The sequence below is a fragment of the Peribacillus sp. NPDC097197 genome (assembly GCF_050278025.1).
Classification (GTDB): Bacteria; Bacillota; Bacilli; order Bacillales; family DSM-1321; genus Peribacillus.
Map to the genome: position 1 here is coordinate 187937 of NZ_JBNNST010000006.1, position 25849 is coordinate 213785.

At 40.2% G+C, this 25849-nt stretch carries 26 protein-coding genes and 1 riboswitch; of the genes, 18 read left to right on the plus strand and 8 right to left on the minus strand.

The features are described from left to right. Positions 1 to 21 precede the first annotated feature (21 nt). Together ACQKL6_RS10425 and ACQKL6_RS10430 are read left to right on the plus strand one after the other, a co-directional pair. Positions 22 to 213 (plus strand): hypothetical protein, encoded by a 192-nt coding sequence (locus ACQKL6_RS10425; RefSeq protein WP_402867908.1) that lies wholly within the window; start codon positions 22 to 24, stop codon positions 211 to 213. Between the two features lie 149 nt (positions 214 to 362). After that, the gene (locus ACQKL6_RS10430; protein WP_427651043.1) at positions 363 to 1409 is read left to right on the plus strand and encodes a M42 family metallopeptidase; all 1047 of its coding nucleotides are present in this window, start codon (positions 363 to 365) and stop codon (positions 1407 to 1409) included. A 140-nt stretch (positions 1410 to 1549) separates the two neighbouring features. On the opposite strand, the gene ACQKL6_RS10435 is transcribed toward ACQKL6_RS10430, so the two are convergent. After that, positions 1550 to 1972: a pyridoxamine 5'-phosphate oxidase family protein gene (locus ACQKL6_RS10435; protein WP_402867910.1), complete on the minus strand. Its 423-nt coding sequence runs from the start codon at positions 1970 to 1972 to the stop codon at positions 1550 to 1552. A gap of 187 nt (positions 1973 to 2159) precedes the next feature. On the opposite strand from ACQKL6_RS10435, the gene ACQKL6_RS10440 reads away from it, so the two are divergent. Both ACQKL6_RS10440 and cphA read left to right on the plus strand, forming a co-directional pair. Further along, positions 2160 to 2972, plus strand: coding sequence for a cyanophycinase (locus tag ACQKL6_RS10440; protein WP_402867911.1), 813 nt, complete (start codon positions 2160 to 2162; stop codon positions 2970 to 2972). Beyond that, a complete protein-coding gene (gene cphA / locus ACQKL6_RS10445; protein ID WP_427651044.1) occupies positions 2969 to 5605 on the plus strand; it encodes a cyanophycin synthetase in 2637 nt (878 codons plus the stop codon). The genes ACQKL6_RS10440 and cphA overlap by 4 nt, the downstream gene beginning before the upstream one ends. Before the next feature lie 127 nt (positions 5606 to 5732). On the opposite strand, the gene yidC is transcribed toward cphA, so the two are convergent. Together yidC and ACQKL6_RS10455 are read right to left on the minus strand one after the other, a co-directional pair. Further along, entirely contained in the window at positions 5733 to 6518 is a 786-nt protein-coding gene (gene yidC, locus ACQKL6_RS10450; RefSeq protein ID WP_402867913.1) for a membrane protein insertase YidC, read from the minus strand. A gap of 28 nt (positions 6519 to 6546) precedes the next feature. Next, entirely contained in the window at positions 6547 to 6834 is a 288-nt protein-coding gene (locus ACQKL6_RS10455) for a hypothetical protein (protein WP_402867914.1), read from the minus strand. A gap of 256 nt (positions 6835 to 7090) precedes the next feature. On the opposite strand from ACQKL6_RS10455, the gene ACQKL6_RS10460 reads away from it, so the two are divergent. Continuing rightward, on the plus strand, positions 7091 to 7519 hold the full coding sequence (locus ACQKL6_RS10460) for a hypothetical protein (protein ID WP_427651045.1): 429 nt from the start codon (positions 7091 to 7093) through the stop codon (positions 7517 to 7519). 58 nt (positions 7520 to 7577) lie between these two features. Here ACQKL6_RS10460 and ACQKL6_RS10465 read toward each other — a convergent pair whose 3' ends face one another. Together ACQKL6_RS10465 and ACQKL6_RS10470 are read right to left on the minus strand one after the other, a co-directional pair. After that, entirely contained in the window at positions 7578 to 8393 is an 816-nt protein-coding gene (locus ACQKL6_RS10465; protein WP_427651046.1) for a glycerophosphodiester phosphodiesterase, read from the minus strand. 190 nt (positions 8394 to 8583) lie between these two features. After that, positions 8584 to 9000, minus strand: a complete 417-nt coding sequence (locus ACQKL6_RS10470; RefSeq protein ID WP_427651047.1) for an organic hydroperoxide resistance protein — start codon at positions 8998 to 9000, stop codon at positions 8584 to 8586. A gap of 185 nt (positions 9001 to 9185) precedes the next feature. On the opposite strand from ACQKL6_RS10470, the gene ACQKL6_RS10475 reads away from it, so the two are divergent. From ACQKL6_RS10475 to nhaC, 8 genes are all read left to right on the plus strand, one after another. Beyond that, positions 9186 to 9569, plus strand: coding sequence for a GntR family transcriptional regulator (locus ACQKL6_RS10475; protein ID WP_402867918.1), 384 nt, complete (start codon positions 9186 to 9188; stop codon positions 9567 to 9569). Then, positions 9566 to 10465, plus strand: a complete 900-nt coding sequence (locus tag ACQKL6_RS10480) for an ABC transporter ATP-binding protein (protein WP_407406577.1) — start codon at positions 9566 to 9568, stop codon at positions 10463 to 10465. Before ACQKL6_RS10475 ends, ACQKL6_RS10480 begins: the two co-directional genes overlap by 4 nt. After that, positions 10440 to 12398, plus strand: coding sequence for a DUF6449 domain-containing protein (locus tag ACQKL6_RS10485; RefSeq protein ID WP_427651048.1), 1959 nt, complete (start codon positions 10440 to 10442; stop codon positions 12396 to 12398). The genes ACQKL6_RS10480 and ACQKL6_RS10485 overlap by 26 nt, the downstream gene beginning before the upstream one ends. A gap of 19 nt (positions 12399 to 12417) precedes the next feature. Further along, the gene (locus ACQKL6_RS10490) at positions 12418 to 12951 is read left to right on the plus strand and encodes an RNA polymerase sigma factor (RefSeq protein ID WP_427651049.1); all 534 of its coding nucleotides are present in this window, start codon (positions 12418 to 12420) and stop codon (positions 12949 to 12951) included. A gap of 109 nt (positions 12952 to 13060) precedes the next feature. After that, the gene (locus tag ACQKL6_RS10495) at positions 13061 to 13495 is read left to right on the plus strand and encodes a hypothetical protein (protein ID WP_427651050.1); all 435 of its coding nucleotides are present in this window, start codon (positions 13061 to 13063) and stop codon (positions 13493 to 13495) included. A 69-nt stretch (positions 13496 to 13564) separates the two neighbouring features. Beyond that, a complete protein-coding gene (locus tag ACQKL6_RS10500; RefSeq protein ID WP_402867923.1) occupies positions 13565 to 13687 on the plus strand; it encodes a hypothetical protein in 123 nt (40 codons plus the stop codon). 313 nt (positions 13688 to 14000) lie between these two features. Continuing rightward, complete coding sequence (locus tag ACQKL6_RS10505; protein WP_402867924.1) at positions 14001 to 15575, plus strand: peptide chain release factor 3; 1575 nt, start codon at positions 14001 to 14003, stop codon at positions 15573 to 15575. A 344-nt stretch (positions 15576 to 15919) separates the two neighbouring features. Beyond that, complete coding sequence (gene nhaC, locus ACQKL6_RS10510; protein WP_402988015.1) at positions 15920 to 17314, plus strand: Na+/H+ antiporter NhaC; 1395 nt, start codon at positions 15920 to 15922, stop codon at positions 17312 to 17314. A gap of 46 nt (positions 17315 to 17360) precedes the next feature. On the opposite strand, the gene ACQKL6_RS10515 is transcribed toward nhaC, so the two are convergent. Next, complete coding sequence (locus ACQKL6_RS10515; RefSeq protein WP_402987647.1) at positions 17361 to 17678, minus strand: hypothetical protein; 318 nt, start codon at positions 17676 to 17678, stop codon at positions 17361 to 17363. 136 nt (positions 17679 to 17814) lie between these two features. Beyond that, the gene (locus ACQKL6_RS10520; RefSeq protein ID WP_402867926.1) at positions 17815 to 19011 is read right to left on the minus strand and encodes an FtsW/RodA/SpoVE family cell cycle protein; all 1197 of its coding nucleotides are present in this window, start codon (positions 19009 to 19011) and stop codon (positions 17815 to 17817) included. 286 nt (positions 19012 to 19297) lie between these two features. Between ACQKL6_RS10520 and ACQKL6_RS10525 the strand changes: the two genes are divergently transcribed. The 5 genes from ACQKL6_RS10525 (at position 19298) to ACQKL6_RS10545 (ending at position 25420) form a co-directional block, all read left to right on the plus strand. Then, positions 19298 to 20398 carry an SDR family oxidoreductase gene (locus ACQKL6_RS10525; RefSeq protein WP_402987650.1) on the plus strand — a complete coding sequence of 367 codons (1101 nt, stop codon included), beginning with the start codon at positions 19298 to 19300 and terminating at the stop codon, positions 20396 to 20398. Between the two features lie 16 nt (positions 20399 to 20414). Then, positions 20415 to 21977 carry an aldehyde dehydrogenase family protein gene (locus ACQKL6_RS10530; protein WP_402867928.1) on the plus strand — a complete coding sequence of 521 codons (1563 nt, stop codon included), beginning with the start codon at positions 20415 to 20417 and terminating at the stop codon, positions 21975 to 21977. A gap of 54 nt (positions 21978 to 22031) precedes the next feature. Beyond that, a riboswitch (yybP-ykoY riboswitch) is annotated at positions 22032 to 22132 on the plus strand. Positions 22133 to 22220: 88 nt separating this feature from the next. Further along, positions 22221 to 22985, plus strand: a complete 765-nt coding sequence (locus tag ACQKL6_RS10535; RefSeq protein ID WP_402867929.1) for a TerC family protein — start codon at positions 22221 to 22223, stop codon at positions 22983 to 22985. A gap of 372 nt (positions 22986 to 23357) precedes the next feature. Continuing rightward, positions 23358 to 24101: an RNA polymerase sigma factor SigI gene (sigI, locus tag ACQKL6_RS10540; protein WP_402987654.1), complete on the plus strand. Its 744-nt coding sequence runs from the start codon at positions 23358 to 23360 to the stop codon at positions 24099 to 24101. Further along, complete coding sequence (locus tag ACQKL6_RS10545; protein ID WP_427651051.1) at positions 24098 to 25420, plus strand: anti-sigma-I factor RsgI family protein; 1323 nt, start codon at positions 24098 to 24100, stop codon at positions 25418 to 25420. Before sigI ends, ACQKL6_RS10545 begins: the two co-directional genes overlap by 4 nt. A gap of 48 nt (positions 25421 to 25468) precedes the next feature. Here the strand turns inward: ACQKL6_RS10545 and ACQKL6_RS10550 are convergent, their stop codons facing one another. Further along, complete coding sequence (locus ACQKL6_RS10550; protein WP_402867932.1) at positions 25469 to 25666, minus strand: small, acid-soluble spore protein, alpha/beta type; 198 nt, start codon at positions 25664 to 25666, stop codon at positions 25469 to 25471. Positions 25667 to 25849 lie beyond the last annotated feature (183 nt).

A 25849-nucleotide genomic window follows, 5' to 3' on the forward strand; every position in this document is an offset into this window, starting at 1 on the left:
TAAGTATTTGGAAGGGTGATAGTGATGGAAGTGAGAAATCCAAATGAAACAAAGCGGGAACTTGAAATATTGTTTACGGAATCGGTTGGTCGTCTATTAAAGCCACTTGAAGAGGAAATCATTACAGACATCGTAGCCTATCCTGATGAAAAGAGAATTGCCTTCTTGGAATTCATGAAGGAAATGTCCAATAAACAAAGACAGTTAAAGTAATCATGGTTCGCAAGTTTCATCGCGTTACCTGGATTAAAGAATCGGTTTGTATGGGACCGTCAATTGACGGTCTTTATATATGTCCTTTAATATGTTCTTTAATCGCTGAAAGAGATATACTTTTATATAAGAAGAAGGGAGTGTCATTGATGAATCAAGTTAATGAAAAAGAAATCGTTTCGTACATAAAAGAGTTAGTATCCATTCCCAGTCCATCCGGTTATACGGAACAGGCCATTAAGTATACGGCAGCCTTCATGGAAAGTAAGCAAGTATCCTACCAAATCACGAACAAGGGAGCATTGCTTGCCACTTTAAAAGGTAAAGATGATAGCTGTCATCGATTGCTGACGGCCCATGTGGATACATTGGGGGCCATGGTTAAGGAAATTAAGCCAAATGGCCGGCTGAAGTTGACGATGATTGGCGGGTTTCGGTGGAATTCCGTTGAAGGAGAATACTGTGAAATCCATACCGCAAGTGGAGATATTGTCACAGGCACGATATTGATTAACCAAACATCCGTACATGTGTATAAAAATGCTGGGGACGCTAAGCGTGATGAAGAGACAATCGAGGTTCGTATCGATGCAGTCGTCAAATCAAAAGAGGAAACAGAGGCCGTGGGCATATCCGTTGGTGACTTTGTTTCATTCGCACCAAGGATCGAGGAAACGAAGACTGGTTTCTTGAAGTCTAGACATTTGGATGACAAAGCAAGTGTTGGCATTTTGCTTCATATTATTGAGCAGATTCAAGCGGGGAAAATCGAATTGGCATATACGACGCATTTCCTGATTTCAAATAATGAAGAAATCGGATATGGCGGTAATTCCAATATTCCTGATAAGACGGTTGAATACTTAGCTGTCGATATGGGTGCAATCGGGGAAGGGCAAACGACGGATGAATATAGTGTTTCCATTTGTGCTAAAGATTCTTCCGGTCCGTACCATTATAAGTTACGCCAGCATCTGGTTTCACTTGCCAAGGCGAATGACATCGATTATCGCGTCGATATTTACCCGTACTATGGTTCTGATGCCTCAGCAGCAATCCGTGCAGGATTCGATGTGGTTCATGGCTTAATCGGACCAGGGATTGATGCATCGCATGCATTTGAGAGAACGCATCTCTCATCTTTGAAGCATACAGCGAACCTAGTTGCACACTATTTACAATCTGAGCTTGTCTGATCACATAAAAACCCTCGCTTATGCGAGGGTTTTTATATTTATCGGTCGATTCCATTCGTTTATCAGTCAAACTTGAAGATATATCGGTCCATTTATCAATATATCGGTCAAATTACGATGTTTATCGGTCAATTGGTTACTTAAAGGTTTAGTTCTTCTGGTGGCTCACCGTTATTATTCATAAGTCGAATAGAATCGGGTTTGATCTGTAATAATACGTAGTTTGGATCTTCTGGCCCTTCAAACCATTGTTCAAAGGATTTATTCCATAACTTTTTCTTCAATTCGGCGGTATCATTGATTTTCGATGTTCCTGAAATTTCAATGTATGAATCGCCAAGGCCTTCATTGTCATAGCCAAACAAGACATGAACATGTGGGTTCTTTTCTATTTCATCTATTTTTTCAGTCTTTACGCTTGTTGGTGTATAAAAGGTTAATTCCTCGTTGAAGAATGTCATGTAGCGCGAATAGGGCTTGTTATTTTCTACTGTTGATAGGACTCCGATTTTGCTTTCCTTGATCACATTCAATATTTTTTCTTTTAATTGATCTTGACTCATCTTCACCACTCCTTTTATTTTTCTCTTTATTACTCTTCCTCTTATGCCTATAACTTAAACGGATTTGCACAGTTTTTATTATTTGGATGAATGGAATTTATGCTAAAGTACCATACTATTGATTACGTGTTTATGGAAAAAGCAAATTCTTGTTTTTAAATCTATAGGTGAAGGTGAGTACAGGCAAATGAATTGTGGAGAATTACTGATCATCGGCGGGGCGGAAGATAAATGCCTAGAAGGTGAAGTTTTGAATAAATTCGTGGAGCTTGCAACGAGAAAACCAGGTGGAATCGGGATCCTACCAACTGCTAGCGAAATTCCCGATGAGGTTAGTAAAGAATACATCCGCATCTTTAAAGAGCTTGGTGTAAATCGAGTGGAAGTTCTCGAGGTGAATTCGAAAAGAGATGCAGAGGATCCGGCCATTTGTGAACAATTGGCCTCTTTTTCGGCTGTATTCATAACAGGGGGGAATCAAAGTCGATTGTCCGAGCTGATCCGTGATTCCCGATTGCATCAGACTCTTTCGAAGTCCTGGCATGATGGAATGGTTGTGGCCGGGACAAGCGCGGGTGCCTCGATTATGGGGAAGCGAATGATTGTTGCCGCAGATATGAAACTGGATGATGAAAAATTGAAGGTGGAAATAGGGAAGGGATTCGGATTTTTGGATGGACTCCTGATTGACCAGCATTTTTCACAACGCGGCCGGTTCGATCGGTTATTAAGTGCGATAGCTGAAAATGAAGAAATCATGGGTATTGGTATAGATGAAAATACAGCGATAGTAGTAAGCGATGGGAAATTTGAAGTGTATGGAATAAATCAAGTTCTGGTGCTTGATGGAAGTAGTAGTGACTATATCAATATTACGATTGCTGAAAACGGAAGCGAAGAACTGACACTTTCAGGTTTTCGTCTACATGCTTTAACTAGAGGGTATCAATTTGACTTGAAGACAAGAAAATTGTCGCTGGAGAAGAGGATTCAATCATGAAAATCAATCGAGTCCGCTATTTAAAAGGACCTAACTTTTTCGCATATAAACCAACCATTTGCATTGAATTGGACTTGGAGGAACTGGAGGAAAGGCCATCTGATTCGATTCCTGGCTTTAATGAAAGGCTGTTGGAGGTGCTCCCCGACCTGGGCAAGCATACATGTTCTCATGGTTATGAGGGTGGTTTTGCTGAGAGGTTGAACCGTGGTACATGGATGGGACATGTATTGGAGCATATGGCGATTGAACTGCAAAATATGGCTGGTATAGATGTTGTTCGTGGGAAAACGATTATGATGAAAGATCCTGGGGTTTATTCCGTTACCTACGATTATAAGGAGCCTAAGTCGGGATTTCAGGCATTCCTCTCCAGCAAAGAAATCGTGGAAGCCATTTTAAAACGTGAAAAGAATATCAATGTTCAATCCTATGTGGAGCAAATAGCCAATTTATATTACCAACATAAATTGGGACCTAGTACAGAGGCCATTTACCAGGCGGCACATGCGAGGAATATCCCTGTCGAGCGAATTGGGGAAAATAGCTTGGTCCGGATAGGGACTGGTTCTAGGCAGAAGTTTGTCCAGGCGACGATTACAAGCCAGACTTCCAATATAGCCGTAGAGAATGCCTGTGATAAATCGATGACGAAGGAAATTCTGAAAGGCTGTGGCCTTCCCGTACCGGAAGGCGAAGTCGCGCATTCGATTGAGGAAATATTTGATTCAGCGGATAGACTTGGTTTTCCACTCGTCCTTAAACCTTTTAACGGGCGGCAGGGCCAAGGGGTCATTACCCATATTAAAAATAAAGATGAATTATTTAATGTCGCTCATTGCTTGGAATCCCACGTACAGAAGTACATTGTGGAACGCCATTTTGAAGGACATGATTATCGCTTATTAGTCGTAGATGGAAAGCTTGCTGCCGCCAGTCTCCGGCTACCGCCCTATGTCATCGGGAATGGGAGGGAGACTATACGCAACTTGATAGAGAAGGAAAACCAGAATCCGTTGAGGGGAGAGGGCCATGAAAAACCGATGTCCAAAATCCCCCTTACACATACGGTAACGTGTTATTTGGAAAAACAGAACAGGAACCTGGGGAGCATTCCGAAAAAAGGTGAGGTAATCCAAGTGGTCGGAAATGCAAACCTTTCAACCGGAGGGAAGGCAATCGATGTAACGGAACAGGTTCACCCGACTATAAGGAAAGTGGCTATAGGTGCTGCAAATGCGATTAATCTGGATGTAGCGGGCATAGACTTTATTTGCCAAGACATTTCGAAACCATTCGATTACACAAAAATGGCCATCATAGAAGTGAATGCAGCACCGGGGATTCGGATGCATCATTATCCAAGTGAAGGAAAAAAAAGAGATGTGGGCAAGGCAATTGTCGATTATCTATTTCCTAGCCGAGAAGAGGCGGCCATCCCGATTATCGCGGTAACGGGGACAAACGGAAAAACCACAACGACCAGAATGATACATTATTTTCTTTCTAATGATCGGAATAAAGTCGGAATGACGAATTCCGACGGGGTATATGTGGGTCAAGAGGTTCTCGATCAAGGGGATTGCAGTGGGCCAATAAGTGCAAGAATGGTCTTATCCCATCCAGAAGTAGATACAGCCGTATTGGAGACAGCAAGAGGTGGGATTTTAAGGGAAGGGCTTGCTTTTCGTAGGTGCGACGTAGGGGTTATTACCAATGTGAGTGAGGATCATCTTGGTCGTGATGGAATTGAAACGCTGGAGGACCTAGTTAAATTAAAGCGACTGGTAGCGGAGGTTGTTCTCGAAAATGGATATTGTGTGTTGAACGCGGATGACCCTCATGTAGTGGCCATGAACGAATATACAGACGGGGAAGTGATTTATACCTCTACTCAAGCCAATCATCCCGTCATAATGGCAGCGATTAAAAAAAGAAAAAGGGCTTGGTATGTGGATGAACAAGGAATAATCAATTATGTGGAAAACGGAGGAGTAAAACGTTTCATGGAATGTGAGGAAGTACCCATCACGATTAAGGGTAAGGCCCGCCATAACGTATCCAATTTGCTCCAAGCTTTAGCGGCAGCCTCGACACAAGGCATTTCTATCGATGAATTACGAAAGAAGGCTATGACATTCATGCCAGATGGAAATCTATCCAAAGGAAGATTTAACTTGAAAAAGGTCAATGAAAGGACCATTCTCATTGACTATGCTCATAATGCAGCAGGACTAAAAGCCATTTTCGATACCGTTAGTGCGTATCATAGAAATCGACTCATTACTGTTTTGGCGGGACCAGGCGATCGAATAAATGAAGAAATCATTAGCCTGGCAAATATCGTGGCTGTACAGACGGATTTGTTCATTATTAAAGAGGACGATGATTTGCGAGGCAGAAACCCTTTAGAAGTAGCTGAACTGATTCAGGAAGCGGCGTTTAAAAGAGGTTTGACCGGTGAACAGGCAGTCATTGTTCCAAATGAAATGGATGCGTTTTTAAAAGCTTGGGAATTATCCCAACCTGGGGACCTTCTATTGTTTTTTTACACCGATTTTAATTATGTAGAGCGTTTTTTCGAAACCATTACAAAAAATGCATTGCCTAAGAAAATGAATGGAAATAGGTAAATAGCGGCTTTAGGAAGATGATCCTTACATAAAGGTCATCTTCTTTGGCCTTTTACCCTTTATCCTATAAAAAACCCTGTAGTTCAGACTCCTTGAAAAGTCTGAACTACAGGGTATAGTAATAGGGTTAGCTTTTTTTTGCGTTGGTTTCATTGACGGCAGGCACATTTGTCTTTTCGTTGTTATAAACACGTTGAAGTACAATGGTCTGTACAATCATGAATAATCCACCTACTGACCAATATAGTGGCAAAGCAGCAGGGGCGGAGAATGAAATGAACAAGATCATGGCAGGTGAGACCAAACTCATTATCTTCATTTGTTTCTGTTGATCTTCCGGCATTTGCCTCATGGAAATCACAGATTGGAAATAGTAAATGACTCCGGCAATGAGTGCCATGGCGATGTTAGGCTCCCCAAGACTGAACCAAAGGAAGTTATGGGTAGCAATTTCATGAGATCCTTGAATCGCATAATACACACCCATTAGAATTGGCATCTGGATCAAAAGGGGCAGGCAACCCATATTTAAAGGATTGACACCATGTTTTTGATAGAGTTTCATCATTTCCTGCTGAAGTTCCTTCTGTTTGGCAGGATCCTTCGTTTCTTTAATCTTCTGCTGAATGGCAGTCATTTCTGGCTTGAGTCCATTCATTTTCGTCTTCATGTTGCGTTGTGTTTTATATTGCTTGATATTCAATGGTAACAGAATGAGACGAATGATGACAGTCATCATGATGATGCCTATCCCATAATTCCCGTTAAAAAAATCCGCATTAAATTCAAGCAATGTGTTCATCGGATTGACTACTACAGTATGAAAGGGTCCGCTAGTAGCTGCTGAACATCCTGATAAAAGGCCGATCATTAGAAAGAGTGTTCCAATTAATAGTACATTTTTCTTCTTCAAAATATATTCCTCCTCAAATTGTTAATGGTTAAACAATGAGAAGGAGGCTTGGCTCTTCAGAATCATCTGGAGAGTCCTTTTGGCGAATATAAGTGATAAAGCGTCGTATTCCTAGTGGATGAAAAACGCTACCTGTATAAACAAGAGATTTACCAGGGCTTGAGTGAAGTGAAGCTTGATATTTATCATTTAAGAGTGTCTGATTTTTATTAATAAAGTAAAACGCCGCAAAAGGGAAGACGAAGGTCAATAAGTACCCTGCCCATAGTGCATGGCGGATGGTTTGATAATCAAATTCTAATAATAACTCCCACATAGTAATCCCTTCTTTTTCTTAGATAAGGATAGTTGCTGTATAAAACGCATTCTAATATCTGTAAGAACACTATACCAGATTCAAGTTATAGAATGCGAAAAAATCATATGTTTTTTAAAAAGAAAATAGAGGGATATTTTAGTTTTTCATGGGTACGCTGAATGAAAATCATTTTAATTATATCAGTCAGCCATGTCACGGATGGTCTGCAGCCTACATATGAATAGAGGGAAGTTTATAACGAGGTGAAAAAAGGATGAATCTATACGATCCATTTAATTCGCACATCAATTATTTTGATAGTCAGTTCTATCTTAATCCATTTAACCCATATGTGGATAATGGTTTTCCAGTGGAGTCCAATCAATTTGACTATCTGAATTTTGAAGAGAGGCAGCCGCCACCACCAAGGCCCCCTCAAGGAGGAGGACCACCTACTGTACCTCCGCCTTCATTCATCCCACAATTTCCAAATGTAGGTTTTTTCGGAATTGAAGCTGGGGCAATGAGAGGGTGTTTATATAAAAATACGTATATTTGGTTAAGGAATGGCCGCTCATTTTGGCTTTATCCTACGTATGTTGGTCGGAATACCGTTGCAGGTTACCGCTGGAGACCCAATCAAAAACGATGGGCCTACTATGGTACCGATGAAGATGAAATTCAATCTTTTCAATGCTATTGAAAAAAAACAATCCGCAGAAGCGGATTGTTTTTTTGGGGGATCCAATGTTATCTCTCTTTCAAAAAAAGTCAGGAAAATCCGAAATGATTCCATCCAAGTTCATTTTCTTTAGAGATTGCATCTGTTTTTTATTGTTGACTGTCCAAGTAAATACTTTCATTCCGTGACTCTGAATTCGTGTTTTAAGATTCGGGTTTAACAACGTTTGCTTTGGATTCGCAAAAGTTGCAAATTCTGAAATCTCTTTTAGTTTTTGATCCGAAATTCGCCGATTGATTAGTACGCCGACTGGAATTTTGGGTAAGAGTTCGTGAAAAGTTTTCATGGAGTTCATATCAAAAGAATGAACCATGATTTTATTTTCAACGTTTGAATTAAGCGGACTTTTCAAGAGTTCTTCTGCCAGTTTTCTCTCGATACCGGGGTAAAGGGAGGGGTGTTTAATTTCTATTAATAGTCCAATCTCATAAGACGAAAAAGTTTCCAAAACCTCGCTAAGCAAGGGAATCTTTTCATTTTTAAAATCAGGGTGAAACCAGCTCCCGGCATCCAATTCTAGTAACTCTGCGGCTGTATAGTCCCTGAGATTTCCCTTACCGTTAGTCGTCCTCTCGAGAGTTGGATCATGATGCACCATAAGTTCCCCATCTTTACTAAGATGGATATCTACTTCCAGAACATCCACGCCCATCTCTATTGCTTTATAATAGGATGCCATTGTATTCTCAGGACAATATCCCGATGCCCCGCGATGTCCAATCTTTAGTGGTGTATGTTGATTTGAGAGAATGTGAACCACCCTTTTCCTTCTGTTAAAGGAAAAAATGAGCAGGATGAATAAGATGATAAAGACTATAAGGAATAACTCTTTCAATTTGCACACTCCTTGATTATATTTATGGGTTATTAGATATCTACCCTCATTTAAAAGAAATAAAAGAACGTTGTCAAAACGTCTATATGAGAGAGATAAGGAGGATTGAAGGAGCTTGGCGTCTTGTATATAACAGGCAATAAAAGAAAGAATGGATGCAGCTTTAGAAGCTGCATCCATTCCTTTTTCATTATACGATGATTGGTGTAACGTCTATATTCCCGCGGGTTGCCTTGGAGTAAGGGCAAGTTGCGTGTGCTTTCTTTACAAATCCTTCAGCTTCTTCTTTGCTCAGGTCTGGGATGGAAACATCTAATCTAACGGCCAATTTGAAACCGCCATCTGTCTCATCTTTCCCGATTGTGACATTCGCAGTCACGGATGTATCCACTTTCTTTTTTTCCTTACTAAGTACAAGGTTCAATGCACTGCCAAAACAAGCGGCATACCCTGCGGCAAATAACTGTTCCGGGTTTGTTGCCTTGTCACCAGAACCACCTAATTCTTTCGGTGACCTTACATCAAAATCGAGGATGCCGTCCTCCGATTTTACATGGCCTTCACGTCCACCGTGTACGGTAACTGCAGTTGTATATAATGGTTTCAAAAAAACAACTCCTTTTGATTTAGTTATATTATATAGGTTCCCATTAATTGGACTTGTTAAACAAAAGAAAGAGAGTTGGTCATCTATTTATAATTTATTTAAAAATTGTATGAAATTGGAATAAGTTGTTTTATAATAACTGTATTAAGCCAAGTAGTACACTTAGTACAGTGAGGGGGCTGATGATGTTTGAGTTGGACGTACAAAGTAGAAGACCCATTTATGAACAATTAATGGAAAAATTCAAAGAGCTTATAATCAGTGACGTACTAAAAGAACATGACCAGCTGCCTTCCGTTAGAATATTGGCTCAGGAACTGACCATTAACCCTAATACGATTCAAAAAGCTTATAGGCAGCTTGAAGCGGAAGGGTTTATATATACGATACCAGGAAAAGGTAATTTCGTTTTACCCCCCGGGGAATTGAAGAATTCATTAAAGGAAGAGAAGATAAGGTCGGAGCTTACTAGAGTGTTAGCGGAAGCCCTGTATATTGGTATCGAAAAAAAAGAAATTTATAGGTTGGTCAAGGATATAAGTTCGATAGCAAAGGGGGGGGAAACATGATAGAAATCAAGCGTGTTAGTAAGTTATATGAAGGAAAAGTAGCGATCAAAGACGTAAGTTTGGATATACAAAGAGGATCTATTTTTGGATTGTTGGGATCGAACGGGGCAGGAAAGACGACCCTTTTGAAAATGCTCTCAGGAAATTTGATCCAGGATAGCGGTGAGGTTCTTATCGATGAATCCCCAGTGTTTGAAAACCGTGAAGTGAAAAATCGGTGTTTCTTCCTTCCTGATATGCCTTACTTCTTGGCTAACTATTCCATCATGCAAATGGCAGGTTTTTATAGTCATGTTTATAGTGAATGGAATCAAGAACGTTTTTATCAATTGCAGGAAGTGTTTGCGATTCCCTTTCAATATAAAATTCACAAGCTGTCTAAGGGAATGCAGAGGCAGGTTGCTTTTTGGCTGGCCCTTTCAACGATGCCAGAAGTTTTAATACTCGATGAACCCTTTGATGGGCTTGATCCGGTCATGCGCAAAAATGTGAAACAGTTGCTGATTCAGGATGTATCCGAACGTGAAATGACAATCTTGATTTCATCCCATAACCTTCGGGAAATTGAAGATTTAGCAGATCATGTGGGGATATTGCATCAAGGGGAGCTCATCATCCAGAAAGATTTGGATGATTTGAAAGCGGATGTACATAAAGTTCAAATAGCCTTTAAAAATAAAATTCCATATGGCATTTACCGTGGCATGCAAATCCTGAATAAGGAAAGGAGGGGCAGCGTCATCGTCTGCATCTTAAAAGGAAAAGAATCTGATATCAAGACTCATTTCAGCCAGTTTCAACCTGATATATTCGATATCCTGCCCCTCACTTTGGAGGAGATCTTCATATATGAAATGGGGGACATCGGCTATGCCATTCAAAATAGTCTCGTTTAATAAAGAACTGGTATTTTATATTTTTAGAAGTACCGGATGGATTGGGTTTCTTTATTTTATCGGCCTTATTTTTGCACTGCCTTTGGAAATATTAACGATTATTCTCAATAATAATAATGGATATATGAACTTTGTAAATTTATTTTCCAGTCAGGGGATGATTCAATTCGTCCTAGTCATAAGCATTCCGGTATTGCTCGCCATTTTCCTATTTCGATTTTTACAAGTAAAACAGGCTTCGGATTTTATACATAGTTTACCGATCACTAGGAGAAGTATATACGTTCATATGATAGGGATGGGGATTTCCTTTATCATTGTCCCCATTTTGCTTACAGGCCTCATCTTGTATTTATTCCACTCAGCCTTAGATGTTGAAAAATTGTATAGCCTTTCAGATATTTGGTCGTGGATGGGCATTACTTTTGTCATGGAGACAGTGATTTTCTCTGTAGCTGTCTTAATTGGAATGGTGACGGGATTATCGGCTCTACAGGGCTTACTTACCTATATAACGCTTGGGTTGCCAGCTGGGCTATTTATCTTACTAGCGGCGAATGTGAAGTTTTTGATGGTTGGTTTTTTTGCCGAATACTACTTAAGTGCCAACATGAATAGCATGTCCCCTATATTGGCGGCAACTGAAATGGAAAAAATGAATGTTTTCTCCTTTCAGCTACTAATCTATGCACTGGTCTCCTGCCTATTTCTATGGCTTTCATTGGTTCTCTATAAACGGAGAAAGCTGGAACATGTATCGCAAGCCTTTGTGTTCCCCTTGATTAAACCGGTATTTAAATATGGTTTAACGATAAGCATGATGCTTTTTTCCGGCTTTTATTTTAGTCAAACAACCGGGAAAATCGAATGGGTCGTGTTCGGCTATGTGATTGGATCCATAATTGGCTATTATTTAGGCGATCTCGTCTTGCAAAAGACTTGGCGGGTCCGGTTTTCTTTTAAAGGGTACATCACCTTTATGGTGAGTGTCATCGCTCTTTCCATCCTTCTAAAGTTAGATCCGCTTTCGTATGAGTCTAAGGTGCCTGATAAAAAGATGATCAACCAAATATATATAGGGAACCATTCACCTATATATTATGAAGATGAGGATTCAGGGAGTTCAATCTATCTAAAAGAAAACGAAAATATCTCAGCTGTACGTTTGTTACATCAGCAGATTCTTGAAAAGGGTAAGATGGAGAGCGTCGCAGATCCTAATCCTGAAAACTCCGTGTTTCTTATATACGAACTTGAAAATGGAAGACATTTAGCGAGGGAGTACCATTTGCAAAATTATGAGTCGTATATGCCGCTTTTAGCCAAAATCTATGAATCTAGCGAATATAAACAAACAGTGAATGAGCTGTTGCATGTACCGGTTGAAGAAGTTTCCAAAATGAAAATCAATGCCACCGGAGAAATGGATAAGTCCGTAATCATTACTGATAAACAGCAGCTTGCGGAAGCGGTTCAGGCGTTATCGGAAGACCTGAATAACCAGACACTCGCCCAAATGACGAAGACCTGGGGAGAATATGCATACATTGAAATTCTTCTCGAAAATAACAAGACCATCTATATGAATTGGAACTCTTCTTATCCTGCCTTCACAAATTGGATGGAACAAACGGGACAAGCTGAAGAGGCAAGATTAACGGCAAATGATATCTCTCATATTCTTGTAACGAAGACCGATTTTAATTTATATAGTACGTCCGAAGAAGAAATTGAACAAAAAGTGGAAAAGCAGTCGATTCTGTTGAAGATTGATCAGCCTGATGAAATAGAGATGGCCATCGAAAACAGTCAATTGGATTATGGGGAAGGAAAGTATACAGCTGTTTTTTATTATAAGGATAGCCGAGATTTTGAGATAAGGACTTTTTCTGGTGACCATGTTCCCGATTTTATTTTAAACCACTTTGAATGAATAGAAAGGGAGGATGAATTTGAAGAAAGGACATAATGAAGCTGAAGGTTTCACCAGGGTTTATCATTCATTTTATAAGCGAATCTATTACATTGCTTTATCCATCATCAAATGTCCATATCTCGCCGAGGATATTACTCAGGAAACCTATATAAAAGCCTATACTAAACGTGATACGATCAAGGATGACAGAAAAATGGGGGCATGGTTAGCCTGCATCGCCACGAGGACGGCCATTGATTTTTCGCGTAAGCAAAAACGGGGAAGCCATTTGATTCAGCAGGAAATGATGGATTGGTTGGAAAGTCAGCCCTGTAGTCAAAATGAGGTAGAAGATGCCATGGATTTATGGACATTAAAAGAAGACATCATCCACGTCTTATTTAAATTATCCCATAAACAGCGGGAAATACTATTGCTTAAGGTGAATGGCGGGTTAAAAGAACGTGAAATCGCCATGGTGCTCAACATTAAGCAGGCGACGGTTAAAATCAATCTGTATAGGGCAAGAAAACAATTAAGAAATGAGTTGCAAAACAAGGAAATTGCATAAAAATCAACGGGATGGTGCCCAATTGCTACTTCCATTTATATTTTTTATTGAACGGTTTACGTAAGTTATTCTTACTTTAAGGAAAAAATATGCAAAAGGGGGGAGATGGATGAAAATCAGTCAAGTTTATTATCTACTAGTCATCATGGCGGTTTTCATGGCGGGTTGTAAAGATGAAGAAGGTTCTACTCATTCTTCAACTGCGGATGAGGGGATCACTTCGAAGCAGGGGACCCACGCATCAGTAGAGGGAGCCACGTATCCTCTTGAAGAAATGGAGAGTTTGTCAAACAAAATGGATGTCGCATTCACAAGCCAAAATCGTTCGAAATGGCAGAATGAAAATCAGGCAGTCATGAAACGTTGGAAACAATTGCATGATCAAGTAGGGATAGCGAATGAGGAGTATTCGGCGGTAGAAAATGAGCTGAAAATGATAGAGGCTGAGCTTCAAAAAGAAGAGGCAAATGAAGCAAAACTGAAATCAATGATGAAGGAAGCAAAGGTGAGAATCGATTTACTTAAGCTGACATTAAAAGAATGATGTGGGGCGAACTAAAGTTTTCCTAAACGATATTTTGGGTATAGAAAAGGAAAGAAAGGATGATGAATCATGAAAAAACTCCTAAAACGAGCAGTCATTTTTGCCGCTCCTTTAATCTTTAAAGAAGTCAAGAAACGTTGGAAAAAAAAGCGTAATCAAAAAGCCATGAAGGCTGGTAGGATAAGTAACTAGCAGACTCAACATCACATTATAAGCACCAGGGGAGAAGACGCTGATACAGCGTCTTTTGTTTTTTATTACTCCTTTCATTTCTTGGATTCATTCACCTCTACATCTTTCGTTCATATCGTGTTAAAATAGTAAGGTTGATTGAAATGGATACCGGAGTAGCGAAGGTATAAGCCTTATGATATATTTTTCGTACATATATTGTGTATGTTCAAGACTTTTGCATACTAGGAAAGGTTGACATTCCAATGTGAAAAAAACGATTAGGTTCTCTATACATGCTATGTGACAATTCCAATAATGAAAGGAACATATTATGCCTACTTTAAAAGATGAGGTCCATTCAAGACGGACTTTTGCAATAATTTCCCACCCGGATGCCGGGAAAACTACATTAACAGAGAAACTACTACTGTTTGGTGGCGCGATTCGTGATGCCGGAACAGTTAAGGCTAGAAAAACAGGAAAGTATGCAACGAGTGACTGGATGGAGATTGAAAAGCAGCGGGGAATCTCCGTTACATCTTCGGTCATGCAATTTGATTATGACGATTTCCGTGTGAATATCCTGGATACACCAGGTCACCAAGATTTCAGTGAAGACACATACCGCACACTGATGGCTGTAGATAGTGCCGTAATGATTATCGATTCGGCAAAAGGGATTGAAGATCAAACGGTTAAATTATTCAAAGTATGTCGGATGAGAGGCATTCCGATTTTTACCTTCATTAATAAAATGGACCGTCAAGGGAAAATGCCACTTGAATTGCTTGCTGAACTTGAGGAAGTGCTTGGTATTGAAACGTATCCAATGAACTGGCCGATCGGGATGGGAAAAGATTTCGTAGGTATATACGATCGATTCAATAACCGCATCGAACAATTCAAGACGGAAGGACCGGAACGTTACCTTACTTTGAATGACGAAGGTGAACTTGATGGAGATCATATATTGAAGGAATCACCGTTATATGAGCAAACATTAGAAGAAATTATGCTGTTGACGGAAGCCGGAAACCAGTTCTCGGAAGAGAGAATTGCTAATGGTCAACTAAGTCCAGTATTTTTCGGTAGTGCGTTAACGGCGTTCGGTGTCCAAACATTTTTAGATGCTTATCTCCAGTTTGCACCTGAGCCACAAGCTCGTATGACCACTTCAGGTGAAGTGAATCCTGTCAGTGAAGAATTTTCCGGATTCATTTTCAAGATTCAAGCGAACATGAATCCGAAACACCGTGACCGGATTGCTTTCCTCCGCATTTGTTCAGGGAAATTCGAGCGTGGAATGAATGTAAACTTGAGCAGAACGGGCAAACCAATCAATCTTTCGTCTTCTACCCAATTCATGGCGGATGACCGGAACACCGTGAATGAAGCCGTGAGCGGAGATATCATTGGTCTGTATGACACTGGGAACTATCAAATTGGTGATACGATTACGACAAGTAAAGATATGTATCAGTTTGAACGTTTACCTCAGTTTACCCCTGAGCTTTTCATGCGGGTAACGGCTAAAAATGTTATGAAGCAGAAACATTTTCATAAAGGTATTAATCAACTGGTCCAAGAAGGAGCGATTCAGCTCTTCAAAACGGTCCGTATGGAAGAATATCTTCTCGGTGCCGTTGGTCAACTTCAATTTGAAGTATTCGAACACAGAATGAGAAACGAATACAATGTTGAGGTAATGATGGAGCGTATGGGTAGCAAAATCACCCGTTGGGCAGAAGATGAAAAACTCGATGAAAATCTGCACAGTTCTAGAAGCATACTGGTCAAAGACCGTTATGATAAATATGCATTTTTGTTTGAAAATGAGTTTGCATTACGTTGGTTCCAGGATAAGAATCCGGATGTGACTTTATATAACCCAATGGATTTAAAATAAGGTTGAGCCCGTGGATCATAAACACGGGCTTTTCTCATAGAAATCAATAGTGATTAGTTTTTCCTATAGTTATGTCTTCAGCTTAGAGAATAAATTCGAAAAGGACATCTAAGGATCATCACGTAACTGTAATAAAGGGGAAGACTTAAGGATAATGCATATGAATAGAATCGTAGAAGGTATTCGTGCAATTTGGTGATACTATGAGCACCGTATAGAATAAAATTCCTTTGACAATATTGAAAAACTTATATATATTTATACCTATGCTTTAGTGCTTAAAAGCGTCTAAGTGAAAGTGAGTGCGAGCGATTCTTACCTCGAGAATATTTAACTTGAAAGCGGTGAAAAATATCATGCGTCTTGAAGATGCGAAGCTTAAGCTCTCATTGCCCGAAGCACTCGGTGTTTTGGCCATTCTATTATTGATTATAGCAACTGGAATTATACATTATGGTTTGGATCCTCATATTCCAATTATAGTAGCTATCCTTTTTTTATTTGTTTATGGGAAAGTGAAAAAGCTTCCATTTTCAATCATGGAGTCAGCTATCGTCAAAGGGGCGGTCTCCGGTATGGGAGCCATCTATATTTTCTTCTTTATTGGAATGTTAATTTCAATCTGGATGGCGAGCGGAACAATTCCGACCATCATGTATTATGGATTTGACTGGATTTCTGGTGAATCCTTTTATGCAGTGACATTTCTGGTGACATCGCTTCTCGGATTGTGCATCGGGAGTTCACTCACCACCTCGGCTACGATAGGTGTCGCTTTCATCGGAATGGCGGCGGCCATGGATTTATCGCTGGCCATCACGGCGGGTGCCATTATCTCGGGGGCCTTTCTTGGGGATAAAATGTCACCACTTTCCGATACAACGAACTTGGCATCGGAAACAGTGGGCGTATCTTTGTTTGAACATATTAAAAATATGCTTTGGACGACACTTCCGGGATTTATTATCACGCTGGTTATCTTTTTCTTCCTTTCCCCTGATATCAATATAGCCCGGATAGAGGAAATAGAAGTGATGAGCCGTACGTTGAAGATGGAAACGAATATCAGTATATGGAGCTTGCTTCCATTTATCATCGTTTTAGGTATGGCTTTGAAAAAGATATCAGCCATCCCGACTTTATCTGCAGGAATCGTTTCCGCAGCAATCATTGCCTTTTTACAAACACCGGGTCTTACTGTTCCGAAGCTAGCTGATATTCTATTTAGCGGTTTCGTCCTCGATAGTGGGATGGAACAGCTGGATTCCATTTTATCCCGGGGTGGCATTGAAAGCATGATGTTCTCGATTTCTCTCGTTCTATTGGCATTGGCCATGGGTGGACTTTTATTTGAATTGGGCATTATCCCATCTATTCTTAGTAGCATTCAGGATTCGCTGACGAGTGTTTCGAAGTTAATTGCCGCAACTGTTTTTACAGGAATCAGTACCAACTTCCTTGTTGGGGAGCAATATTTATCGGTGTTGTTGCCGGGGAAGGCTTTCCAACAAAAGTATGATGATCTGGGATTGCATCCTAAGACACTGGCACGTGTGCTTGAAGATTCAGGAACGGTAGTGAATCCACTTGTACCTTGGGGAGTCTGTGGTGTCTTTCTGACAAAGGTACTGGATGTTCCGACCTTGGAGTATGCACCATTTGCTTTTTTCTGTTTACTCTGTCCATTACTTAGTTTGATCAGTGGATTCACAAAAATCGGCATTCATTATAATAAGTAAGAAAAAAAGCGGTGAAGAAAACGAATGGTTTTTCTTCACCGCTTTTTTACATTACAGACTCTTCTTTTGAAACAATACTCCATCCGTTCGCCAAAAGCTTATCTATATAATCTTCGATAGACAATTCCTCTAAATCTATGGCCACGGGTTTCATAGATACATAGCATTCATCTTTCTCATAATTAACAGTGACTTTTACGACCTCGTACCCATTATGATACTTAGCATCAAATCCAGGGTCCTCGATGATATCTCCTAGAAAGGGACGAAAGGATGATTCAAATGTTTTCATTACAACTTCGGATCTATTTTTTTCCTTATGTTCCTTGGAAGACGTTAAAAAAATGAACAGTTTAATTTTCATCAGTACCTCTCCTTTTCTAAAGTATAGTAAGCAGTAGCTACCCTTTGAAGTTCTTGAAATAGGAAAGGCTGCCCCAAATGTCACCTTTGATGATGTTTGGGTCAGCCCTTTTTTTGTTAAATTGGTTTTATCCAATTCACTTGGAAGAGATAATATCTTCCGTTGGAACCGTCGTAATGACTTTTTCTTTTTGTTCAAGCAAGTTCATTCTCATCACGACATTTTGGTAGATACCCATTGAAAGCATCAGTAGGAGTAAGGATGAACCACCATAACTGATGAATGGAAGGGTAATCCCTGTAATGGGAATGAGCCCCGTCACGCCTCCAACATTAATGCCCACTTGTATGCCTATCATGGAAGATATACCAATCAAGAGAAGGCTGCCAAATGGGTCTTTGCATTTTGCAGAAAGGATGAAGCCCCTTAAGACGATGAAACCGAGTGTCAACAGGACGAAAGCCACACCGAATATTCCTAGCTCTTCCGCAATGATGGCCATGATGAAATCGGTATGGGATTCGGGAAGATAGCCATACTTCTGTACGCTGTCTCCAAGGCCGACTCCCGTAAGACCGCCAGAACCGATTGCAAATAAAGAGTTCACGAGTTGATATCCGTCTTCTCCGGCTGTACCGAAAGGATCAGCGAATCCGGTAAAACGGGATACCTTATTCTCGGTGAAAATACTCGAGAAATTCCCTGTCACTAGTACGCCTAGAGCTACAAGGCCGATTAATAGCATCGTAAGTATAGATAGCTTAAAGATACTTTTAAAAGACATGCCAGACGAAAGGACCATGGTAACTGCAATGAGAAATATGACGGCAGCCGTTCCATAGTCAGGTTGAATGGCAATTAAAAAGCAAATACCAACGAGAAACCCGATCGGTGGAATGACGGCTTTATCGATGCTGTTGATTCGATCCTGTCTTTTACCGTAAATGGCGGCCAGATAAATAATCATGGCTAGCTTGGAAAACTCCGCGGGCTGAATGGATTTTGTTCCTATCTTAAACCAGCTCGTAGCATTACCCGCCGTATGGCCGAAGATGAATAGAAGTAAAAGGATACCAGCCATTCCAAACATCATACTCATTAAAAACGTTTTGTGCTTGTACATCTTATAAGGAAGAATCATCGTCACGATCATGGCAATGAATGAGATGATAAAGGCCGTTTTTTGTTTTTCAAAGAAGAAATCCATGGACAAGCCGTATCGAGCAACTGCAGTAATCATGCTCGAACTATAAATCATGACTAAACCAAACAGACAAAGTAATGTGACTGCGATGAAAATTGGGAAATCATATGCTTTAATAATTCTTTTCACTTGTGCGCTCACCTCGAATATGTATGCGCGAAAAATTCGCCTTCTTATATAGTAACGGAAAATCGGTTAGATAGATAATGATTTTAATCATTTACTAGAATTTAACCTTAAAGAATCGAATATAAACACCCGGTTTATTTAATGCACATGAATACTACTATTCTCTATTTTCGATAATCTGGTTGGATACTCCTTTTAAAAAACAATATTTTTCTTTTCATCCCTTGAATAATAGTAATAATTTGTAAAATAACTTACAATTAAGATAATTAAAGGGAGGGATAGGATGGGACATATATACTTTTTTACTGGTTTTCCAGGGTTCATTAGCAATCAGTTGATTAGGGAGCTTATAAAACGGGACGAGGCAGTAGATAAAGTCTATCTACTTGTACTACCTGAGCAAATGGGAAAAGCGGAAGCGGAAATCAAGACAATAGAAAGTGAACTGGACGGGGCAAAGGTGCTATTCCAATTAGTGATAGGAGATATCACGAAAGAGAACCTCAATATCGCTGTTCCGGAGAGTCAAAGTCTTCAACAAGAAATCACGCATGTTTTTCATCTAGCTGCGATATATGATTTGGCTGTCCCGGAAAAAATTGCTCAGCTAGTCAATGTCGTTGGTACGAAGCATGTGAATGAATGGGTCAAAGGGATCCCCAACCTTGTGCGTTATACCTATTTTAGTACCGCTTACGTTGCCGGTAATCGGGAAGGTGACCTGTTTGAACATGAACTTGTACTGCCGAAAAGCTTCAAGAACCATTACGAGCGGACGAAGTATGATGCAGAATTACTGGTCGAGCAATTAAAAAGCGAAGTACCCACAACAATCATCCGTCCAGGGATCGTGAAGGGACACTCCAAGACAGGGGAAACCATCAAATTTGACGGGCCATATTTTATCCTCAACTTCCTAGATCGTCTAAGTTTCCTGCCTATGTACCCATATATCTCGTCGGAAAGGGAGACCGTTGTCAATCTTGTGCCAGTTGATTATATTATACAGTCAACCGCTTATCTGGCATTATATAAAGAAGGTGTAGGTAAGACGTATCATCTAACCGATCCGAGTCCTTGTAAAGCCACTGAGATTTATGAACTTTTTGTTGGTGAATTATATAAGAAGAAACCAAAGGGTCATATGCCAATGGCGGTAAGCCAGGCCTTTTTATCGATCCGTCCTGTACGGACATATTTAGGTGTCGAAAAAGAAGCATTGGATTACTTCACATGGCAGGGACGATTCGATTGTACAAAAGCACAGGCTGATTTAGCGGGATCTGGAATTGCTTGCCCGAATTTCAAGGATGGCGTACCGGCCATGGTCGAATTTTATTTAAGAAACAAAAACGAAAAAAGATACCAGATAAAAATAAGGTGAAGCTAGGGGAGACATTATGGAAGAATTACATAAAAAGTGGGAAGTGTATTCTCCGGCAACAGGAAAGAAAATAGCGGAACTTGATGAAACCCCACTGGAGTCCATTCCTCAATTATATATAAAATCAAGGCAGGCTTTTCTGAATTGGTCTAAACTACCCATCGCCGAACGCTTGAACTATTTAAAGCGCCTTCGTTTTTTGATGGTGGAAAAGATGGATGAACTAGCAGAAACGATTTCGAAAGATACGGGGAAGGTCAAGATAGAAGCGCTTGTGGCAGATATCATGCCAACGATAGATGCGATCAAGCATATTGAAAAACATGCTGCAAAAGCCCTTTCGAGGCAGAAGGCATCAACCCCACTCATGTTAATTGGTAAGAAATCCTATATTGAATATATGCCACGTGGGACGGTCCTTGTCATTTCACCTTGGAATTATCCTTTCCAACTGGCGATGGTGCCGATACTGAATGCCTTAATTGGTGGAAATACGGTCATTTCCAAGCCTTCAGAGGTGACCCCTTTAGTGGGTATAAGCATGGATGACTTGTTTCAAGAAGCTGGTTTTCCGGAGGGCGTCATTCAATTTGCCCATGGCGGAAAAGAGCTAGGGGCGGCATTGACGGAACAAAAACCCGATTATATATTTTTTACCGGATCTGTAAGGACCGGTAAAATTATCGGTGAAGTGGCGGCTAAACAATTAATCCCCACTACGCTCGAACTTGGTGGAAAGGATCCGATGATCGTATTTGGTGATGCCAATTTGGAACGTGCTGTAAATGGGGCACTTTGGGGAGCTTTTACTAACAGTGGACAGGTGTGCATGAGCGTGGAAAGGGTTTATGTGGAAAGGACCGTTTATAAAGAGTTTCTGTCCTTGCTGAAGGAAAAGACGACTGCTTTAAGGCAGGGTACACAATTAACGGACGATGTTGGTTCGATGACGTTCCCGGCCCAGCTTGATATCGTTGCAGACCACTTGGATGATGCACTGAATAAGGGAGCCATCATGGAATCCGGCAGCATTCCGCATGACTGGAAAAAGGGAAGTACTTATTTCATCCCACCGACCATTTTGTCCAATGTCGATCATTCGATGAAAATCATGAATGAGGAAACATTCGGCCCAGTTCTTCCTGTTGTGCCATTCGATAGTGAAGAAGAGGCGGTTCGTCTTGCGAACGACAGTCAATATGGACTTAACTCAAGCGTATGGAGCATGGATGAGGAAAAAGCGAACCGGGTGGCCCGTCAGTTAGTGACAGGAGCGGTGACCATCAATGATGTCTTGATAACCGTTGCCAATCATGGACTGCCGTTTGGCGGGGCAAAGCAAAGTGGTATTGGCCGTTATCATGGGGAACAGGGAATGCGGATATTCTGCCATGAAAAAGCGATCATGCAGGATAAAGGGAAAAAGAATTCGGAAATCCAGTGGTATCCTTATGAAGGGAAATACCCAAGATTTTTATCGCTGTTCCAACATTACTTTTCAGCCAAGACCAATTGGATCAAATTTGGAAGAGAATATATGGAATTATTAAAGATTTCCAAAGAAAAACGAAAAAAATGATTGTTATTTTTGCGGGTAGCACGTATACTACTAATATACTTAATAACTGATTTTCCTTTAATCAAAGGGGAGTAGCGTTAGGGTTCGCCCTAAAACAAAGTCGTCATTACGTGAATGGAGACATTCATCGGCTTTGTTGACATGATTTCATGTTCAGCAAGACCTTTGCCTATACGGCAGAGGTCTTTTTATTTTGCCAAATGCCGATAGGGAGGAAAATACAAACTATTGGAGGTAAAATATATGGAAGTATCGTTATTATTGGAATATGGATGGGTCCTTCTTATCTTGGTCGGACTTGAAGGGATACTCGCTGCTGATAATGCAGTCGTCATGGCTGTCATGGTTAAGCATTTACCAAAAGATCAACAACGGAAAGCTTTGTTTTATGGATTGTTAGGAGCTTTTGTTTTCCGTTTTGCAAGTTTATTCCTGATTTCTTTCCTTGTCGACGTATGGCAAGTTCAAGCACTCGGTGCGCTTTACCTTCTCTTCATCGCTTTTCAGCATCTTTATAAGAAATATGCTGGTAAAGGCGAGGCTGAAGTCAAGAAACCTAAGAAACAATCCGGCTTCTGGATGACCGTCGTCAAAGTAGAAGTAGCGGATATTGCATTTGCCATTGATTCGATGCTGGCAGCCGTTGCATTAGCTGTTACACTTCCTGCTACAGGCTGGATGAAGGTCGGTGGAATTGACGGAGGACAATTTGCTGTCATGTTCCTCGGCGGGATGATAGGCTTGGTCATCATGCGTTTTGCAGCTAATGGATTCGTGAAGTTGCTTCATCAGCGTCCATCACTTGAAACTGCAGCCTTCTTGATTGTAGGTTGGGTAGGGGTTAAATTGGCCGTCTACACGCTAGCTCATCCTTCCCTCGGCGTCTTAGAACAGCATTTCCCTGAATCAACCCTTTGGAAGTCAATTTTCTGGGTTGTATTAGTTGGAATCGCGGTTGGTGCTTGGGTCATTTCGAGTAAAAAAGAGAAACAAATTCAAGAAGTATAAAAAATGTCAGGCGTGAAAGTCACGCCTGACATTTTTTTGTGCAATGAAAATTAATCATTTTGTGGAAAATGACCGCGTTACCCACAAAAAAATAATCCTATTTTCGAAATTTATGCTTAAGAGTCAAATATTAAATTAAAGTAATAAAAATGACAAATGTCCTATGAAACCATTAGAAAACTTCGATTTTTTTATTGAACTGTAACTTTAATGTAATAAACGAGAAAAAACTAAGCATTTTATCATGTTATATCGAAAATTTAATCTGTGATTTTCGGAAAATAGGTCTTTTGGAACTGTCATTTAGGCTTGCTCCCCTTAAGATTAAGATGTTGATGCATTATTTTGCATCAATAGGAGCGAGGTGAACAAATGCTTGGTTTGTTGTTTACAGCATTCAAAAAAAAGCGTTCTTTAGAATCGACCGTCTTGAAAATTCAACAAGGCGATTTAAGCCTTCGAAATGATACCATAGAATCATTCAAGCCTTTTATAGCTAAAACCGTCTCATCCGTTTGCAGACGTTACATATATGAAACAGATGATGAATTCAGTATTGGATTGATTGCATTTAATGAAGCAATCGATAAATATTCTCCTGAAAAAGGAAGTTCGTTACTGGCATTTGCAGAAACCCTTGTTAAAAGGAGGGTTATTGACTATTTGCGGAGCCAGTCAAGACGTAAAGAAATGACTGTGGATCTTGCAGTGGACGAAGAAAATAACCAAAACCAAAGTTATTTCGATGATAAAAATTCCATACAAGAATATGAAAAGCAATTGGAATCAGAAAAAAGAAGTGAAGAAATTCATCTTTACATAAATGAATTACAAGATTTTGGTCTGTCGTTTGACGATCTTGTCGAAGTTTCTCCGAAACATGCTGATGCTAGGAAAGGAGCAATCATGATAGCTAAAATGCTAATGGAAGATGACGAGTTAAAAGAAATCCTGTTTACCAAGAAACGTCTTCCTGTTAAGCAGCTAGAGGGTAGGGTGGAAGTGAGTCGAAAAACAATTGAACGGAACCGAAAGTATATCATTGCTGTGGCCATAATACTGAATGGGGATTTCCTGTACTTGAACGAGTATATTAAAGGGGTGATTAATGGATGAAAAAAGGAGTTGTTCTTTCTATAAATAAACGTTTTGTCACTCTTTTAACCCCTGAAGGCGAGTTCTTAAAAACTAAAAGGAAAGCCCGGCCCTATAAAGTAGGAGAGGAAATTACCTTTTCGACTGTTAAACCATCGTTTAATTTTTCTTTTTCCACCTTTCATTTTTCAGCAAAGAAAACCGTCGTGCTCAGCTTGACATCCAGTTTTCTTATTCTCATTTCCCTCCTTCCGTCATTGTTTTCTGACCATGTCTCGGCTTATATGACGATCGATGTGAACCCAAGTATTGAATTGGAACTTAATGATGAACTGGAGGTTCTCAAGCTCACTGGACTTAATGGAGATGGGAAGTTGGTGATTAGGGAAATTTCAAACTGGAAAGGCAAGAATGTTAAAACGGTCACGAATCGTATCGTGAAGACCACAAAACAACTTGGTTATTTGAAAGGGAAAAAACAAATTGTGGTTTCAACAACTTTATTGGATGAGAATAAAGAACTGGATAAGAACCTAAAATCAGAAATTAATAAAATCTCAACTCAGGATAATATCGCCCAAACAAAGCTGATAGTTATCCCAGCAACAGAAAGTGACCGCAAACACGCAAGGGAGCAGGGGATTTCTACCGGAAAATATGTGGAAAAGAAGCTCGAGGAAAAGGAGAAGGAAAAAGGGGACACAAGGAAACCGGTACAGGGAAGTAACGCGAATCATTCAAGACACAGTGAAAATAATAGTAGCAAACGTGAATTACATAAAAAAGAAGCCGGAACAATACCTGAAAAAAATAAAGAGCTCGAGCAAAAGGAAAAAGCGGTAAAATCTTTAAGGGCTTCAGTAGAAGAGTCAACCAGAAAAAAGGAAGAATCGCCTCAGAAAAAACAAAAGGTGAATAATCCTAAAGTAAAAGCACCAAAGCAGGAGCCATCAAAGCCAAAGCCACAAAAGGAAAAAGCGTCAAGGCCACAGCCACAAAAGGAAAAAGCACAAAAGCCAAAGTCACAAAAGGTGAAAGCACCAAAGCCACAGCCACAAAAGGAAAAAGCAGCAAAGCCACAGCCGCAAAAGGAAAAGGCAGCAAAGCCAAAGCCACAAAAGGTGAAAGCACCAAAGCCACAGCCGCAAAAGGAAAAAGCGCAAAAGCCACAGCCACAAAAGGAAAAAGCAGCAAGGCCACAGCCACAAAAGGAAAAGGCGTCAAGGCAGCAACTGCCAAAGGAAAAAGCACCGAAACAACCACCCCATAAAGAAAAAGCAACAAAACAAAATAGTGAACATTCCCCTAAGAAAAATGAAATCGATTTTCACCATAAATAGAGCCCAGCTAATAGCTGGGCCCTTATCCATTATATTCAGTTAGGTTAATTATTGACCTTTAAGCTGAGATTGTGCCTGCTGGACAAGTCGTTTTGTAATTTCTCCACCAACCGAACCATTTGCTCGGGCTGATGTATCTGAACCCAATTGAACACCGAATTCTGAAGCAATTTCATATTTAATTTGATCTAATGCCTGTTCAATTCCAGGCACAAGAAGTTTATTGCTGCTACTATTATTAGCCATTTTATTTTCCCCCTTATTGGTTCAGCGGTTTTTCCGCTGTAATTATAGTATGAGTAAAACGGTTGTTTTTACTTATAGGACGGATGTCAAATTTATTGGTAAACCTACCTTATTGTTGTAAGTAAGTCAGTTCCTAAAAGGTAATGGAAAAATCATCGAAAAAAGAGTACACTAAGATAGATT